This is a genomic window from Trichocoleus desertorum AS-A10, assembly GCF_039962155.1.
GTDB lineage: Bacteria > Cyanobacteriota > Cyanobacteriia > FACHB-46 > FACHB-46 > Trichocoleus.
Map to the genome: position 1 here is coordinate 36,649 of NZ_JAMPKN010000007.1, position 17,536 is coordinate 54,184.

Sequence of the window (17,536 nt, forward strand, 5' to 3'; positions counted from 1 at the left end):
ATACTTACGCTAAATATAATTTGGAAAAGTTTTAAGACAGCTTGCTTGAAACTCTAAATTGCAATATAAGCTATACAATTAATTTTGGCGACATCATTTGATTCATTTATGAGTGTATTATGAACAACCAAACACTGGGTACTTACACTTTTTTGATGGAGCAATCACCGACTCCTATCTATCAACGTATCATTGATAACTTAGAAGGTGTTTTGACGCAACTAGGAAATAAAGTCATTATTTCTTGTTCAAGTAATTTTAGAGACCAGTCAGACTACTTACGGCATATTTCTTCCCAAAAAATAGATTACTGCATTATTACGAATAGCCCTTCTATGATTGCCTCATATTATGAGGCTCTTGAAGCTTTCATGTTTGAGTTAGTCGATACACCCGTTATATTTATTCATCATGACAGTATATTTAGTGATTTGCATAAGCCTGAAAAGATAAAGTTGAAGCTGGAAGCTTTTTATAGGATGAGAGCCAAAAGCTTTCACTTTTGTATTGAATATTATAATTTCTTAGATCTTAAGGCTTTAGAAATTGAGAACGTATACCTGATTAATCACGCTTCCGAATTTGAATACGTTAAACCTTCTGAAAACCATCTTTATGACGTTTCCTTCGTAGGCCATATATTGCCGGAACTAGGAAATGCCCTAGGAGAGACTCAGTACTCCTACCTGCTCAAGGCTGACTTTTGGAACCGTCTAGTTCAGCTAGATACAAAGCTTGAGCAATCAGCTATATCCTTTGCAAAACGTGTAGGTTTTACTCAGGATAAAATTATTGATTTTTTGGGCGCAAAGTATCTATACATTTCTATGCTTCATTCAAACTCTTCATTTTGTTTCCGTGGGGAAATAGTTAAGCGAATAGAAAATGCAAATGTCCATGTTTTTGGGGGAGATCCTGCTTATCTTAATGGCGTGGCATTGACCAGAAAAATTCAAAATCCAAATATTTTTTACCATCCTGCTACAAGAAATTATTCTGATACTAGGTATATATATGCAAATTCTAAAATCAACCTTAATATTACATCCTTACAGTTTGATGATGCAGTAATTAATCGAGTCGTAGATATCGCTTCTGTAGGTGGATTCATACTAACTGACTGGAAATCCAAATTGAAGTCTCTGACATCTGTTCATGAAGAAATTTCCTTTAAGACAATTGATGAACTTAATTATAAAGTTGGCTATTATCTGACACATGAAAAAGAACGTTTAGAAGTTGCAGAGAAGCTTCATCAGGATATAATCGGCAGTTGTAATTATTATCATATAATTACCTTTATACTTTCAAAAATTAGCTCTATGACAGAGGCTCAAGGAAAGGCACTCCGATTGGATTTAGGGTGTGGTATTTGGAAAACAAAGGGTTTTGTTGGAGTCGACCTTTATGATGGACCAGAAGTAGACATTATTGCTGACTTAAATAGACGCTTCCCATTCCCAGATAATAGTGTGGAGGAAATTAAAGCACACGATGTTATCGAGCATTTGAAAGACAATATTCATAGTATGAGTGAAATTTGGAGAATCTGCAAACCATCTGCAAAAGTAGACATTCGTGTGCCGTCAACGGATGGGCGAGGAGCTTTTCAAGACCCAACACACATAAGCTTCTGGAATCTTAACTCTTTTAAATACTACTGTGTAGAGTTTCCTGCCTATATTGAACTTTGCAGAAGTTATGGATTTCAAGGTGCATTTAAAGTTGTGAACCTTACAGAGGAAGAGTCCCCAGATCAAGTTCTTCATGTAAGAGCTGTGTTGGAAGCTGTCAAAGATACTGATGAGCAATCAATTTTAGAAAGAAATGTTGTTGACTGGAATTTAAAGGAAATAAATTTAGTAATTTTTCCGGATTGGGATAAATCTGAAGAGGTCTTGGCTCAAGAACTAGGTGCTGTGATTAGGTCTGTCGCAACTCATGCGGATAGAAGTTTGATTTCACTTTTGATACATACTGGAAACCTAGTTAGTGAAGATGCAGAACTAATGCTGGCAGCTATAATAATGGAACTCTTTTTGCAAGAAGAGATAGACATTGCTGAAGGGCCAGAAATCTCTTTTTTTGAAAAGTTGAATCAGCTAGAAAAAAAGACTCTAGAAGAAAAAACTTACTTTCGAATTCCTCTGAATAATGAAGCTCAGTATTCGATTTTGTCAAGTGGGTTAGACCTAATTAATCTTCCCACTGTTGACCTGAGCATTCTTCATCATAAACGAGTAATTTTTCTGGGAGCAGACACATGGAGTTTTCAATAAAAAGTTCTTTCCCTTATATTGACTGATTTAAATTAACTAATAATAAGAGGTTAAGCGTAGTTAGGTTAAGATTAAGCCTCACTGCGGAACAATACCGTATGTTATTAAAATTGGTGGCTACCCAGCATGTCCAAGCGAATGAAAAATCGTGCCGAAGCCTTGCTCTAGATCATTGGAGACAGACAACTAGGCAAATCGCTGAGGCTTTTGGTTGGCAGGTGACGATGATGTATAACTATCTACCACTTATGGAAGTAGAGTTAAGGTGAATTGTGGCATCTCCTTCGTGGTGGTTTCCATCATGGTTTTAGGTTGGCAGTTGTTACAACACTGGCTGCGAGTTAAATAATTGAGTTTTTATTCTTGTCAGGTTTGTGTGGATTTTGCGGAATACTGAATGAAGTTGCTGCTTCATCATTCCTTCAAAATAAGAATGAGATGGGGATCGCTGAAGCACTTCTTGCTGCATCTCCGCAATCTGTTTGTAATGCAATGATTGACTTTTCTGGCAGAGTTTCTAAGAATTCCAAGCTAGATATCCGTGCTCCTGGCAAGCTGAACTTGTCACATCTTCTGGGTTGGCAAGGGTATCGAATGCTGACACTCCTGCTCAGCGATGTCTTAGCCTTAGGGATGGCTTGGCGGATTGCGGCCCATCTTAACCAATTTTATTCACCCTTACCACCAGAGTTAGATTGGTGGAGTTGGTTAGGTTTACCAAGTTTATTCTGGTTATTTGCTGCGGCAACGTTGCTATTTTTTGGGTACGGAGGTCTGTACTCTTCGGCAACGCAATGGAAAAACTATCTTAGAGCGGGCAAGTTGGTGAGCATGGTTTATTTGCTCTCCCTAGTGATCGGCTATTTTTATGACCCCAAGCTAGATCCACCGCGATCGCTATTCTTTACAGCTTGGTTTGGTAGCGTCGGTTTAGTGATTGGGTTTCGGCTCTTATCAACTTTAATTTTGCGCCAGTTTGAGCAAAGCCAGTCCCCAACTCCTGTTTTTTTAATTGCTCCAGGCGATCGCCTCTCTGTTTTAGCCAAAGTGTTAGAACAACGTCTAAACTTGCAGGCACAGAAATCATCTCCCTATCGCGTTGTGGGAGCTGCACTAGCAACCACTGCTCATGCTCCGACGACCCTACAGACAATTTTGGCATCCAAGGCTAAGGAAGTTTTGGTCGAGAATTTACCGGACACTGCACTAGCCTCCACTCTCTACTGGCAGCTACGTCATCAGGGCATTACCCTGCGCTTACTGCCTTCCAGTGTGGATATGTTGCACCGTCGTGGTTTACCCGAGATTTTTGCAGGCTTACCCACTTTGCGAGTGGAACCACACTTCTTGAGCAGTTTAGAGTATGGCTTAAAGCGCTGGATGGATGTCATTGGGGCTTTGTCAGGAGTGATTCTGCTGTCGCCTCTTTTTCTAGCAGTGGCGATCGCGATCAAGCTGTCTTCCCCAGGCCCCATCTTTTTTCAGCAAGAGCGCATGGGGTTGCATGGCAAAGTCTTTCATATGTGGAAGTTCCGCACGATGGTGACTGATGCTGAAGCATTACAAGCTCAATTGGAAGCGTGCAATGAAATCAAAGGCGGAGTCATGTTCAAAATTAGGCATGACCCTCGGATTACTCGCATTGGTTGCTTCTTGAGATCCACGAGTATCGATGAATTGCCCCAACTCTTTAACGTTTTGCTGGGCCAGATGAGCTTGGTTGGTCCTCGTCCCTTACCCCTCCGAGACGTGCAGCGCTTTGACACTTGGCATCACATCCGACATCAAGTTTTGCCTGGGATTACGGGATTGTGGCAAGTTTCGGGACGCTCTGACATTGCTGATTTTGGCGATGCGGTGCGTCTAGATCTTTACTACATTGATAACTGGTCGCTCAACCTCGACCTCGACATTTTGGTTGAAACTTGCCGCATTGTTTTGTTTGGTAAAGGTGCCTACTAAACTCTCTATACAAGCCCATGACTGGCGATCGCTCCCTGATTAAAAAAGACCTGTCCGAAACCCCCCACCCCAATTCTAAAGGTTCACTTTTAGGATTCTTAGTCGCCTGTTTCTACGTACTCTTTACATTGCTTCCTGACAGCAATACCTTAGTGGTTTCGTGGCCTTGGGTGTTTCTTTGGCAAGTGGGTCTAGCTTGTCTGCCACTATGGTTCTTGTGGATGGTTTGGCATCGACAGGAATGGCTTGGGTTGGGTGACGGCCTAGATGCGATCGCGGGTCTCACTGTGGTTGGACTAGTCGCCTCAGCTACGGTCGCTGAATTTCCCGTCCAAGCTCGTTGGTACGCTTGGGCCGCTTTGTGCTTTTTGGCTGGCTTGTATGCGCTCAACTATAAAGTTCAGACTCCTCGCGATCGCTACCATCTATTAGTGGGGCAGGGATACTTAAATCTAACCTTCATCATTGTAAGTTTAGGCTTATGGCTGACTCAAACCATCCTACCAGAGCTAAATCGGCTACAAACACTCCGTCAGTCAGGGGCTGATCTTTCGCTGAACCTCTCAACATTAGAGTTGCGAAATTGGGCTCCTATCGGTCATCCCAACTATGTAGCAGGCTATCTCCTTCTTGCATTACCCCTTCTAGTAGCCCTGAGCATTCTGCAAACTGGAGGACAACGCTGGCTTTGGTTAGTAGGAGTAGGGCTGGGATTGATTACGCTTTACACCACAGGTTCGCGCGGTGGTTGGTTAGGACTCACAGCGCTTTGCGTAGTCGGCTTTGTTTTACTACTATTCCGTAGTTCTTTACCCCGTCTTTGGCTAGGGTTGGGAAGTCTTTTGATGCTGACTTTTTTGAGCCTCTCAGCGCTTACCAATGAACGTCTCAAAACTGCAATGACTGCAATCCTCAGCGGTCAACTCAGTGGCGATTTTGCCTACCGGATGATTACTGCTGTGACAGGTTGGCGGATGGGAATCGCTCACCCGGTCTTGGGATCTGGTCCTGGCAGCGTCCCAATTATTTATCAGCAATATCGCCCGGGCTGGGCAGGCAGAGAAGCAGAGCTAACCTATCAACTCCACAGTACTCCAGTTCAAATTTGGGCTGAGTTAGGTTTATGGGGTATGGGCACAAGTTTAATAGCGCTCGTCCTCCTTACTTACTTAAGCATTCGTTGGGTGGGTAAAATCTCATCTCACTCCACTGTTAGTCAACACACAGATCAAGTTTTTGTTTGGAGTATTCTCGCAAGTCTTTCTGGCTATGGGATCAGTAGCTTGACTGACTACCAGCTAGATAATGTTTGTATCAGTGGTACTCTAATTCTTTTTATCGCTATCCTTGCCGCTGTTTTTTGCGAGACTTTTGCTGAAAAACCAGTTATCAACCTGCCTAGATTTCGAGTTACGAGACGAATGGCTCAAGGAGGTAGTTATATAGGGTTAGGGCTACTTCTCGTGATCAGTATTTGGCTAATTCCGATTCATCGAGCTTGGCAGTTGTCAAGCCAAGGCTTTATCGCTCTTAGCCGAGAAAACATACCTGGTTTTGTTCAACGCCTCAGTCAAGCAGCTGCTTTGGCACCTTGGGAATCGTATTATTCTTATCAGTTGGGGTGGAACTTAGGGAATTTGAGTCTGCAAACCAATGATCTCCAGCAGCAAAGCCAACTTCAAAGAGATGGGATTGCTTGGTTTCAGAAAGGAATTCAGGCTTCTCCATACCAAGAATTTGGGCATACCAACCTAGCTTGGCTTTTGTTGAATCAAGACCCTCAAGCAGCAACCCAGGAGTTTGTTCGCTCTGCTCAGCTTGTGCCTGCTAAACGAGGAGTGTTTTATGGATTGGGGCTCAGTTTATTAGCACAAGGCAAAGTTGATTTGGCGACAGAAGCAGTAGCCTTGGAAGCACTGCGCGATCCGTTACTCATTACTAGCCCGGTTTGGCGCTCGCCTACCCTCCAACCTCTCTACGTACCCATGCTGGATCGTGTCACAGCAAAATGTACAGAGCTGTTACAAACTCCTACTCAGCCAGAAACAATTCGCGCCTACTGCCATCAACTGCGCGGCGGTCTGAATTGGTGGCGAGGTAACCTGAAAGCAGCGCATACAGATTGGGATACCCACGGCACTCTTCTCAGTCAAGTTATCCTGCAACTAGCGGAAGGCAAAACCGTAGACGCACAATTACAAGCCTTGCCTAATTCACCAGGTAAATTGGCGATCGCTGCTTGGCTTACTCCTGATAAACGTCACTCTCTCCTAAAACAAGCTTGGCTTAATGTAGAACAATCTGCTCCTCCCCTCGAAATCCTTCAAGCTCTGACTACCAACATGGCTCGCTCAGCCACCTTTGATCAGTGGCTCAAACAAATTTCTCCGAATCGTCAATACCGTCGGACTCGGACTGGGTTTGGAGTCTTAAGCCGACACATTGATGGCCCTGCACCTACTGATTTCATGAGCGTCGTAGAGAATGAACTTATGACTAGATTTTTCAATCAGTTATTACCATCTCTAGTTTATGAACCCACCTTCGATTTAGCAGTTACAGAGTGGCATGATACTCTCTTGAATAAAGCTACAAGTTAAGCATCAGCTTGAATCCTATTTGGTCGCAACAATATTTAAGCTGATCAGAGTGTCGAGAACTCGCAATTTACTACAGTCGTTAAACAGGTTGAATTCTGAAAGTTGCTCATATTCTTGAAATCCAGCTTCCTCTAGATACAAAGCTAAAGTCTCTGCATCAAAACCCACCTTGTGCACATCATAAGCATTGAGTTGTCCTCCAAACATAATTCTCATTATATGGTGGCGTTCTAAAGCAGTTAGATTTGGATGCAAGTATAGCCAGCATAAAGCCTTTAAATCAGGTACGCTAATTAAAAGTTTTCCGCTTGGTTTTAGCACCCGAAACCATTCCTTCAAAGTACTGCGGAGTTCGTTGTTGAGATTATAATGAAAGTGTTCCAAAACATGGCTAGCATAAATAGCTTCAATGGAATTGTCTTCGAACGCTCCTAAACTAGAAGCATCAGCAATATAGTCAACTTCAGGGCGAGGTTCGATATCTAAGATTTTCCAATCAGGATGAGACTCTGTGCCTCCTATATGCAATCTTAACGATGTCATAATTTTGCAATTCTCATAAGAACCAATACATATTCTTAGCAAGGATATTAGTCATGAATTCTTAAATCAAAGTAAAAAATTGCAAATCTCCTCTCTTTTATTGACCACTAGTGGATGCAAGACGCAATATTTTTATCCAAATCAAATAAGTAGTCTATTCTTTATTTAATACTTGTCTAGGGATCGAGGTTCTTAAATGCCAGTCTTTCTTTCTAGTTTAAAGAAAAAAGGTCATTTGGAGCAAATACATTTGACCTTAGGTGTTATTGGTTCCCGTAAAGTAAGGGGACAGGATGACTTTGGTAGCCAGAGCTGGAACATCTTTGCTCCCAGTTTAACCATTTATGGATTTGATGCAGATGAAGATGCCTGCATTACAGCTAATACTGATCTTGAGCAGCGCCAAATCAATTGGAAAGAAAAACATTTTCCTTTAGCCCTTTCAAACCTCAAAAGTGAATCTACTCTATACGTAACTAAAAGCCTTGAGTCGAGTTCTCTATATGAACCCAACACAACTTATTTGCAAAGATTTTTTCAGCTTTCCGAGCTGCTTGAAGTTGCCTTCACTATAGAGGTTGAGACAACTACCCTAGATAGTTTCTGTCAGTCAGAACAGGTGGAACAGATCGATTTTTTGCAAATTGATGCTCAAGGTGCAGAGCTACCCATCTTACAAGGTTCTCTTCAGATTCTGCAAAATAGTGTTCTGGCTATTCATACAGAGGTTAGTTTTTCCCCTATTTACCTCAATCAACCTTTGTTTGCTGATGTTGATTTCTATCTTAGAGATAAAGGTTTCACATTATTTGATCTTTCGGCTGCCTATTATAAGCGATCGCGATCGCCCATAGCCCCAAGAACGCGCCCTGGACAATTAATCTGGGGAGAGTGTATTTATTTCCGAGACTTCCTTGGAGGCCGTAGCCCTCATCTAAATCAACCGGAGAATCTCTTGAAACTAGCTTGCATTGCTGATATTCTTGACTTTCCTGACTACACTCTGGAAATTTTAGAATATTTGACATTGCAATATGGTAGAAACTCAGACTACAACTTTGCAGATAGTATTGTCGAAAGCTTAGCCCAGATTCCTGAGCTTCTACAACAAGGGTTGGAGATTCTTCCTGTCATTACTAATGTTAAAGAATACCTCAGCCAGGAAAGCCTTAACTTGATACGCACAAGGGAGATTTAGTACCCCGGTTTTAGTCTAGTCCTGTGGTAGCTAGCAGCCTTTAAAGAGAGTGACCTTCAAGGTATGCTACCCAAATTTGCTCATAGGCAGTCTCCATATCACGAGTAAATTGTTTGGCATTCCACAGGGGAGAGGTTTGCCTAGATTGTTTGAGCCGCCAAGCAATTTGTTGTCGTAATGCGGCATCACTCCCCAATCGGATTCCCCACTCTATGTATTCTTCATCGCTCCACGCCAGCCCTTCAGTTACACCCACGTTCATCATCATTGTGTAACTATTACGACTTACAAATTGTTGTCCAACTCGTGTAACTAAGGGGATTCCCATCCAAAGAGTTTCTAAAGTCGTTGTAGCACCGTTGTAGGGATAAGTATCTAGGACAACATCTGCAATTTCCAAGTTGGCTCGATGGACTGCTTCTGCTGATACTTCTGGTAAGAAGCGCAAGCGATCGCAATCTACCCCTTCTTCTTCAGCAATTTGATCGAAGAAATTTTTGATTGACTTTTCATCTGATAATCCTTTAACAAGGAAATAGCTGTTAGGCACCTGCTTTAAAATTTTCATTTGCAGTCGTACCGTATCCGGGTGACGCTTATGTCCCTTCTGAGCGCTCAAATACACAACTGCATCATTTGGTATATCTAGCTGATCGCGCCGCAATGTAGGGATGCCAACTTCGAACCCATCCACTGCAACATAAGTTTGGGGTAAGCGCAAGATTTTTTCAGAATAGTATTCCTGAGCAGCTTGAGGCAAGACGTATGGATCAGCGATGAAGTAGTCAACTGCTGGTATCCCCGATGCATCCCAGCCTAACCACGTCACCTGGACAGGGGCTGGTCTCAGAGCCATTACTGCGCTAGTGATATCAACTGTAATACTGTCTAAATCAATTAGAATGTCGATTTTATCTTGATGAATTTGCTCAGCAATTTCTTGCCAGTTAATCCCTAGATAGCGTGCTTGATGTGCTTTGTCAGAAAACCACTTTTGTGTAAATAAATCCTCTTTGGGCTGATTTATATAGTAAGTGTAGATTTGAAAACGATCAGAACTATGATGTTGAAAAAGCCACCGAGCTAGCCAACCAACAGAATGCCGCTTCATATATGCAGAAATATAGCCAATCCTTAACGGTCTGGGGAATTCTTGGGGAGAGGAGCCTAGTTTTGCATAGCGTTGATGAAAGTGTTCAACTAATTCATGAGTAGGTTGTTGTAGTTTGAGTTGACAGAGACTACCAATTTGATTGTGAAACCAGCGGTTCTTCTGAGGATCGTCTTGCAAATAAGGAAAAAAGAACGTGGATGTAAAAAGGTTAGTTCCTTCATTAGGACTAAGCTCATCCGGTTGTTGAATTAATTTAGAAAGAAGTTCTTGATGGTGATCAAATACCTTGTAAGCTTCCTGCCAAGCAGCTCCAGCACTTAAAAGACCTCTTAGGAGTAAGTAGCTTCCATTAATTTGTCCTAGTAAGGATTGAGCTAATTCACAAAAGCGCTTTGCTGTTTCTATCCCTTTTTCGTAATCACCTAATTTCTGATAAAAAGCAGATAGAGGCCCTAAAGGCTGAAGACTATTAGGATTTAGCCGTACGCATAGCTCTGCCAAGTAGATAGCTGTTTGTATTTGTCCCAGAGAGTACCCGATTTTAATAGCAGATGATATCAACACGTCGATTAAAGGTTGTGCGTCGTCTGATATAGGAGGCTTATGGGCCAGTATGAAGCAAGCTTCAGCGAACTGTAGAGTAGCAGGATGGATGGGCTCATAGTCCAGAGTAGCTGCAAGTGTATTTAGTAATAGAGATAAATCGAGAGTAATAGACTGTTCTGACTTCAACAAGCTAAGGAGTTGAAGAGACTCTAAATCATCTCCTACAGATTTATTCAGCTCAATTTCAAGTTGAACAATTTTGAGAAGATTATCGATATTAGTTGGGACAATTTCACGAATATGTTGGCGAAGTACCCAAGCTAATTCGTAATTCTCTAACGTCTCTTGCCTTTCTGCTTCTATTTGTAAAACTTGTAATAGCTCGGCAGTCCAAGCTTCTACTTGCTCTGGCTCTGCTTCTATCATTGGTACAAACCAACTAGCTTGAGCTTCTTCTTCTTTTCCTTGGAGAAGTAGCACCAGTCCTAAATACCAGTAGCTCGACCTTTCACTCGGTTCTGCTTCAATCGCTTGCTCATATAAGTTTAGAGCGTGACTATACTTAGCTCGGAGGAGATACTGGTAAGCTTGCTGCTGCAAAGATACTGTAGTCATAGAAGTATAGTCAGAGGACATAAGATTTTTGAAAGACCTTAAAAAGGTATTTTTGATGAAAAGGTTGTAATTCAAAATAAAAAAGAGTGGACAAATAATTCGTCCACTCTCAATAAAGGTATCACTTAAAGCTTTAGCAGCTAGAATAATGATTTAACTTAGCTTTTTAGCTTTGAGTGATTTTAGATAACCTACTTGGTATCAATAGGCTTAAAGTCTGTAGCACAAGTGTGAGTGGCAGTTGCTTGAGTGTTGGTAGGTTGGCTAGCTAGAGGCTTAGTGGACTCGCACAAAATAGCTAAGGTGGTAGCTTCGCTAGTAGATGTCACTGTACCTAACCACACTTGACCATTGTAGTGTCTGAGGGCTTTCTTGGTTGCAAGAGGTGTGCCAAACTGGTTGACAGCAGTGTTAGGGTTGTCAAGAGTTACGACGTAGCTGTAGTTGGTAGTTTGGGTTTGAATACCAAGACCCAACACGTCAACGCTAGAGCCAAATTCACTGTTTTCTAGGTAATAAGCTTGTTGAGCCCGGTTCATGGAACCAACATACTGCTTGGCTTCAGACTGCTTCGCTTTGTTAGCTTGGTTCAAGAAGGAAGGCAGAGCAATAGCAGACAGAATACCGATGATGATGATAACGACAAGAAGTTCAATAAGGGTGAAACCTTGATCTTCTTTCTTTTGAGCTAGGTGTTGTAGGAATTTAGCTTGAAATTCAGTCTTCATTGATTTGTCTCCTTGAGGTGCGGTGCGCAGTGGGTTCTAACTCCTGAATTTAATTTACCCAGGCAGATCAACTTTCATATCATCCATCTCTAAAAACTTTTGGCCACACGTTTTTCATTCCGTGACTAAGGCAGTTCCAAAAGGACATATAGGTAAATCTCTAAGCTGATGAGCAATTGCTTGACTTCCTCAAAGGCTGTTTTCGTGCTCACGGGTTCTAAGGTGATTGCGCTTACAGGCCGTACGGTCTGCCAACGCTCAACCAAAGACATAAAAGGTTTAGGTCCCTCCCAGAGGGGCAATAGGCAAGTAGCCATATGGTTGTCAATGGTAATGGGGGTGAGCGCAGGTAGAGAAATCAGTTGACTAATCTCAAAAGGTCGGCAGGAGTTTGCGCAGGCAACTAGTTTTTCTTTGGCTAGCGGTGTTTTGAGCTGCGGATGTAGGTGTACTTGAGCCTGCTGCCAATCTGTAGGGCTCCACTCGTTGACGGGCACATAATCCTGCTCTTGGTTGGGGTGAGCGCACCAGAAATCTAACAAGCGGTGAACAGGGTTTAATAGTTCAAATAGGTGCAGCTGTTCTTCCAAGGAAGCGTCGGGTAAACTCATAGCCAAAAATGCTGGTAGATTTTCCGGGTCTTGAAATAAATCCATCAATTCCCAGTGCCGCCAGTTCACCATACTGACAAATTCTAAATTGGCAGCTTCAAGAGCCGCAAAAAGCTCCTTAACGGTAGAGCCTTTGTCGCCTTGCATCAGAAAGTTAACTCGTACTCTCTCGGCATCGGTTTCGAAGTAGGGTTTCCATACGAGCATTTTTAGGTAAACATCACTCTTCAGCGATCGCATCATTTCTCGGAGCAGCTCCACCTCTAGCTCGCCTGGGGCTTCGTCCATCAACCCCATCATTTTGAAGACCTTCTGGGCTCGGAAGTAAAACTCTCGCTGTAAAGAGCTATGTAAGTTTGCACGAATGATTCCATCCGGTTTAAGCACCGACTGCATGGCTTTTAGCCCAGCTACTGGGTCGGGCAGTAGATACAAAACCTCATCGCAGTTGATGTAGTCAAACTGAAGGTTTAAGCTTGGCAACTCTTCAGCCGCTAGAGTATGGAACTCTAAGGTTTCAAATCCGTGGTAGCGCGATCGCTGGCGAGCCAAATCTAATGATTTCTCGGACATATCGATGCCGATAACTTTGGCTCCTGGATTCGCTTCAGCGAGTGTCAGCGACGTGTAGCCGCTACCACAGCCCACATCTAGAATTAATTTCTCTTTTGTATCAATAATTTGATGGTTTCTTAAGTAAAACGAAGTTACCAAGTTGTGGAGGTATAAACTGTTGGCATCTCCTTTAGGCGAGATTTCCAGGGGTAGCTCTGGATAGGGAGTTGTCTCCCATTGCTGGCGAATTTTCTCGCGTTCAGATTCATGGTTATCCATATAAAAATCCTTGCTTGTCTTCTCAGTGATAGACCAAGGCTGGGGGCTATCCATAGTTCAGTGCCATTGTTCTCACCTTACCTAAAAGAACGGGAGAATCAATCAGTTTGCGAAGATTCTCGCTTTAAGCACTCCTGCCTTTCGTACAAGGCGTACGAAAGGCAGCCCATTCTTTCTTTAAGGCCGAGTTCCTATTTGTGTATTCCATGAGCAGCCCATCAATTCCATCTGAGCCTCTGCTCTCGCTGTGCATGATCGTCAAAAATGAACAGCAAAATCTGCCTCGCTGCTTAAACAGTGTGCGATCGCATGTCGATGAAATGATTGTGGTCGATACAGGCTCTGAGGACGGTACGATTGCGATTGCCCAGCAGTATGGTGCTCAGATCCAGCATTTTCAATGGTGTGATGATTTTGCTGCGGCCCGGAATTTTGCGATCGCTCAAGCCTCAGGTCAATGGATTCTCATGTTAGATGCCGACGAAGAACTAGTTTTGGAGTCGGATCATTGGCGTGAAGAGTTGAGCCTAGAGCGCCTACAGACTTTAGCCTACTGGATTGCTCTCACAGACATCCATCAAGATATAACTGATTTACCTACTTTAAGGCTATTTCGTAATTCATCAGACTTAAAGTATGTGGGTCGCTACCATGAGCAATTGGTATACCGTGAGCAGCTTATTCCTACCCATCTCATCAAAAAATTACAGTCGCTCAAAATCCTCCACTACGGCTACGAAGAGGAATTACTTTTACAAAAAAATATCAACCGCGATATTCCTCTGCTAGAGCGGGTTCGGCAACAAGAAACGCTCAGCTTGTTATTGCTGATGACTCTAGCGGATACCTATGTCCGAACTGAGCAAGTGGAAAAAGCCAGGGAATGTTGGTCGGAAGCTTTTGAGCGAATTTCTCCTAACCTTTTATCAGGAATGTTGCCGGAGGAAACCGTTCGCCTGCCAGCCCTGTTGTTTACGTTGGGTTTAGACTTGCTGCATGAGCAAGAAGACTATGAAACAACGATGTTGGTTTGTCGGCGCGGTTTGGAATGGTTTCCCACCTATCCACCTTTGAATCACTTAACAGGTTCCTTGTTTAAGCAATTAGGGTTTTCTGTGGCCGCGATCGCCTACTTTGAGAAGTGTCTACAAATGGGCCGAGATGGTACTTATTTTCAACAAGAACCGTTTGATTTGCGCTTTTTAGGCGTGTGGCCTGCGCACGATTTAGGACTGACTTATATGGAGATGAATCAAATTTCAGAAGCGATCGCCGCTTTTGAACTGGCTCTTTCGTTTGAAGCCGATTATTCTCCAGTCCAGGCAGATCTAGAAGCAGCACTGCAGAAACTACACCAAAGCTGAACGAAGCCAGCAGCTTAGTAGCGTAGCACTCAGCCTAGGAATTGTTGAGTCGCAGACTCATGACTAGATCTTTATCCATAAATCGTTATACTGAGTTATGTGTAGTCGTTATGAGTTTGTCTAGACCCTATGACAAATCCAACTGTTGAAAATTTGGTCATTATTGGCTCTGGCCCTGCGGGATATACGGCTGCTATTTATGCTGCAAGAGCGAATCTGAAGCCGTTTGTGTTTGAAGGCTTCCAGGCCGGGGGGCTACCAGGTGGGCAGTTGATGACAACCACTGAGGTGGAAAACTTCCCTGGCTTTCCGGAAGGCATTACAGGACCGCAGTTGATGGACCGGATGAAGGCCCAAGCTGTGCGTTGGGGAGCGGAATTGGTGACTGAGGACGTAGTGTCTGTGGATTTCAGCCAGCGTCCGTTTGTGGTGCGATCAGAGGAGCGGGAAGTCAAGGCGCACAGTATTGTAATTGCGACAGGTGCGACAGCGAAGCGGTTGGGATTACCTTGCGAACATCAGTTTTGGAGCCGTGGAATTTCTGCTTGTGCCATCTGCGATGGAGCAACGCCAATTTTCCGGTCGGCAGAGTTGGCTGTTGTAGGTGGTGGTGATTCGGCAGCAGAAGAGGCTGTGTATTTGACCAAGTATGGGTCTCATGTGCATCTATTAGTACGCGGTGAAAAGATGCGTGCTAGTAAGGCTATGCAAGATCGCGTGCTGAAAAATTCCAAGATTACGGTTCACTGGAACACAGATATTCTGGATGTGTTTGGCGAAGAAAACCACATGAAAGGGGTGCACCTACGCAACAAAAAGACAGGTGAAGCCAGTGAGCTGCATGTGCGTGGTTTGTTCTACGCGATCGGTCATACCCCAAATACGTCTTTGTTTAAGGGACAACTAGAACTTGATGATGTTGGTTACGTTGTGACGAAGCCTGGTTCTGTAGAAACGAGCATTGAAGGTGTGTTTGCTGCTGGTGATGTCCAGGATCATGAATATCGACAAGCGATCACGGCAGCGGGCACGGGTTGTATGGCGGCTATGCTAGCGGAGCGTTGGCTATCGACTCAGGGCTTGGTGCAAGAATTTCACCAAACAGAAGCATCGGAAAAACCGGAAGCTGAGCAAGCTGCTAGAAAGTCGGAAGCTGAGCAAGAGTCTGAATTTAGCGTGGGTGCAACTCGTCATCAAGGTGGGTATGCACTCCGGAAGCTTTACCACGAGAGCGATCGCCTGATTGTCGTGAAATACGCTTCTCCCAATTGTGGACCTTGCCACACCTTGAAACCCATCTTGAACAAGCTGGTGGATGAGTTTGAGGAAAAAATTCACTTTGTCGAGATTGATGTGGAGCAAGACCCAGATATTGCTGAGGCAGCGGGCGTTATGGGTACGCCGACGATTCAGTTCTTTAAGGACAAAGACAAGGTTGCTGAGCTGAAGGGCGTGAAGCAGAAGAGCGAGTATCGCCAATTGATTAGTAGCAATCTGTAGTAGCAACTTCTAACTAATCCGGATCAGCAAGAGGGAACTGAGCTTGGTAGATTAGATCAGCCTATCGCGATCGCTGGCTTCACTAATTTTATGGCCTCTACTAAGCTCTGGTTACCTCGTTTCCGATTTGCCGAACGACCCAGCCTTTCTATGCGAATGATGGGGGTTGGGCTTGTAATTACGATTCTCTTTATTCTGGTGGCGCTGCTTTCGCCTATGTTTCAGGCTTGGGGCTGGCTCCAGAATCCCACAGACTCTTTAATTAACCCGATTCACGAACCGCCTGCGCTGAGTCATTGGTTTGGCACGACTCGCCAAGGCTATGATGTTTTTTCTCGAACCTTATTTGGCAGTCAAGCGGCATTGCAAGTGGTGATCTTAGCGACTGCTTTGAGCTTAGTCATAGGAGTGCCGCTAGGTCTAGTAAGCGGATATCTAGGCGGTAGGCTCGATCGCATCCTCCTATTTTTAATGGATACGATCTATACGCTGCCAGGGCTCTTGCTTTCGGTAACGTTGGCGTTTGCGGTGGGACGAGGGGTTCTCAATGCGGCGATCGCTCTGAGTATTTCTTATGTACCGCAATATTATCGGGTGGTGCGAAACCATACGGTTTCTGTGAAAACGGAGTTATTTATTGAAGCGGCTCAAGCAATGGGCGCTTCCACTTGGACAGTACTGTCGCGTTACTTGCTGCTCAATGTGATTCAAAGTGTGCCAGTGCTATTTACGCTGAATGCGGCGGACGCAATCTTGACGCTAGGCGGTTTGGGGTTTTTGGGGTTAGGACTGCCCGAAGAGGTGCCAGAGTGGGGGCATGACTTGCGCCAAGCTTTAGACGCGCTGCCTACCGGAATTTGGTGGACTGCTTTTTTCCCTGGTATGGCAATGACTTTAATGGTAGTGGGGTTGTCTTTGCTAGGAGAAGGGTTGAATGAGTTTGTCAACCCGTTACTACGGCGAGAAAACTGGAACCGGAAAGCGGCTGAGTAAGCGTGTATTGATTAACTAGTCAGCTCGCTGAATATGCCAGATGCCACTCAAGACTTCATTATTTATAACCGCTATTTGCTTCACGCTGGTTGCAGCGGTGAGTGGTAGTTTGCGAGCAAACTCTGGTCCACTCTGGCGTTCGTCTGGTGTTGCAGCGAGTGTTGTGACTGGCTCTGGTCCTGCTGCTCAGGCTGAGGTATCTAGCGATCGCTCCCTGAATCGCGCTGCTCATTCTGATGAATCTGTTCAGGAGACCCTCAATCAAAGATTCTCGGTCGAGAACTCACGAGTAAGAATGCAGCAAATCGACGCAGCTTTGACGAGTTTTCGGCAACTAACAGAAACTAGTCAAAAAAACTTGGGACAAGCAGGGGTTGCTGGGGTAGGCAATACAGATTGGGAAACTCAGAATTTAGGCTTTCACAATTGGGTGGGTGCGGTAGAAGGAACTATTCTGAAGCAGAATGCCCGAATTGCTCAATTAGAACTAGAGCTGGCGCAGCAGCAACATGCTGATAAGAAGATTACCAAAGCCGAACTGACGCAGAAAGCTGTGAATGCTCAAAAAGCGGCGCAAGAGTTTGATCAATTCTGGAAGTCCTTTAGCATTGCTGACTAGGGACGCTGTACGATCGTAGACCTTCACCTC

12 protein-coding genes are annotated in these 17,536 nt (G+C 44.0%); 8 read left to right on the plus strand and 4 right to left on the minus strand.

Annotation, left to right across the window (positions count from 1 at the left end):
- Positions 1-119: 119 nt before the first annotated feature.
- From NDA01_RS12040 to NDA01_RS12050, 3 genes are all read left to right on the plus strand, one after another.
- Entirely contained in the window at positions 120-2,279 is a 2,160-nt protein-coding gene (locus tag NDA01_RS12040; protein ID WP_348228127.1) for a glycosyltransferase family protein, read from the plus strand.
- 492 nt (positions 2,280-2,771) lie between these two features.
- The gene (locus tag NDA01_RS12045) at positions 2,772-4,241 is read left to right on the plus strand and encodes a sugar transferase (protein ID WP_348228128.1); all 1,470 of its coding nucleotides are present in this window, start codon (positions 2,772-2,774) and stop codon (positions 4,239-4,241) included.
- 17 nt (positions 4,242-4,258) lie between these two features.
- Positions 4,259-6,841: an O-antigen ligase family protein gene (locus NDA01_RS12050; protein WP_348228129.1), complete on the plus strand. Its 2,583-nt coding sequence runs from the start codon at positions 4,259-4,261 to the stop codon at positions 6,839-6,841.
- A 15-nt stretch (positions 6,842-6,856) separates the two neighbouring features.
- Here NDA01_RS12050 and NDA01_RS12055 read toward each other — a convergent pair whose 3' ends face one another.
- A complete protein-coding gene (locus tag NDA01_RS12055) occupies positions 6,857-7,384 on the minus strand; it encodes a class I SAM-dependent methyltransferase (RefSeq protein ID WP_348228130.1) in 528 nt (175 codons plus the stop codon).
- Positions 7,385-7,580: 196 nt separating this feature from the next.
- Between NDA01_RS12055 and NDA01_RS12060 the strand changes: the two genes are divergently transcribed.
- On the plus strand, positions 7,581-8,582 hold the full coding sequence (locus NDA01_RS12060; RefSeq protein WP_348228131.1) for an FkbM family methyltransferase: 1,002 nt from the start codon (positions 7,581-7,583) through the stop codon (positions 8,580-8,582).
- Between the two features lie 40 nt (positions 8,583-8,622).
- Here NDA01_RS12060 and NDA01_RS12065 read toward each other — a convergent pair whose 3' ends face one another.
- The 3 genes from NDA01_RS12065 to NDA01_RS12075 form a co-directional block, all read right to left on the minus strand.
- On the minus strand, positions 8,623-10,932 hold the full coding sequence (locus tag NDA01_RS12065) for an O-linked N-acetylglucosamine transferase, SPINDLY family protein (RefSeq protein WP_348228132.1): 2,310 nt from the start codon (positions 10,930-10,932) through the stop codon (positions 8,623-8,625).
- A 116-nt stretch (positions 10,933-11,048) separates the two neighbouring features.
- Entirely contained in the window at positions 11,049-11,585 is a 537-nt protein-coding gene (locus NDA01_RS12070; protein WP_348228133.1) for a type IV pilin-like G/H family protein, read from the minus strand.
- A gap of 125 nt (positions 11,586-11,710) precedes the next feature.
- Positions 11,711-13,084 carry a methyltransferase domain-containing protein gene (locus tag NDA01_RS12075; protein ID WP_431193387.1) on the minus strand — a complete coding sequence of 458 codons (1,374 nt, stop codon included), beginning with the start codon at positions 13,082-13,084 and terminating at the stop codon, positions 11,711-11,713.
- A gap of 152 nt (positions 13,085-13,236) precedes the next feature.
- Between NDA01_RS12075 and NDA01_RS12080 the strand changes: the two genes are divergently transcribed.
- The 4 genes from NDA01_RS12080 to NDA01_RS12095 all read left to right on the plus strand — a co-directional run bounded on the left by NDA01_RS12080 (position 13,237) and on the right by NDA01_RS12095 (position 17,506).
- On the plus strand, positions 13,237-14,394 hold the full coding sequence (locus NDA01_RS12080; RefSeq protein ID WP_348228134.1) for a glycosyltransferase family 2 protein: 1,158 nt from the start codon (positions 13,237-13,239) through the stop codon (positions 14,392-14,394).
- Positions 14,395-14,523: 129 nt separating this feature from the next.
- Entirely contained in the window at positions 14,524-15,894 is a 1,371-nt protein-coding gene (gene trxB / locus NDA01_RS12085; protein WP_348228135.1) for a thioredoxin-disulfide reductase, read from the plus strand.
- A 90-nt stretch (positions 15,895-15,984) separates the two neighbouring features.
- Positions 15,985-16,887, plus strand: a complete 903-nt coding sequence (locus NDA01_RS12090; RefSeq protein ID WP_348228136.1) for an ABC transporter permease — start codon at positions 15,985-15,987, stop codon at positions 16,885-16,887.
- Positions 16,888-16,927: 40 nt separating this feature from the next.
- Positions 16,928-17,506 (plus strand): hypothetical protein, encoded by a 579-nt coding sequence (locus NDA01_RS12095; protein WP_348228137.1) that lies wholly within the window; start codon positions 16,928-16,930, stop codon positions 17,504-17,506.
- Positions 17,507-17,536 lie beyond the last annotated feature (30 nt).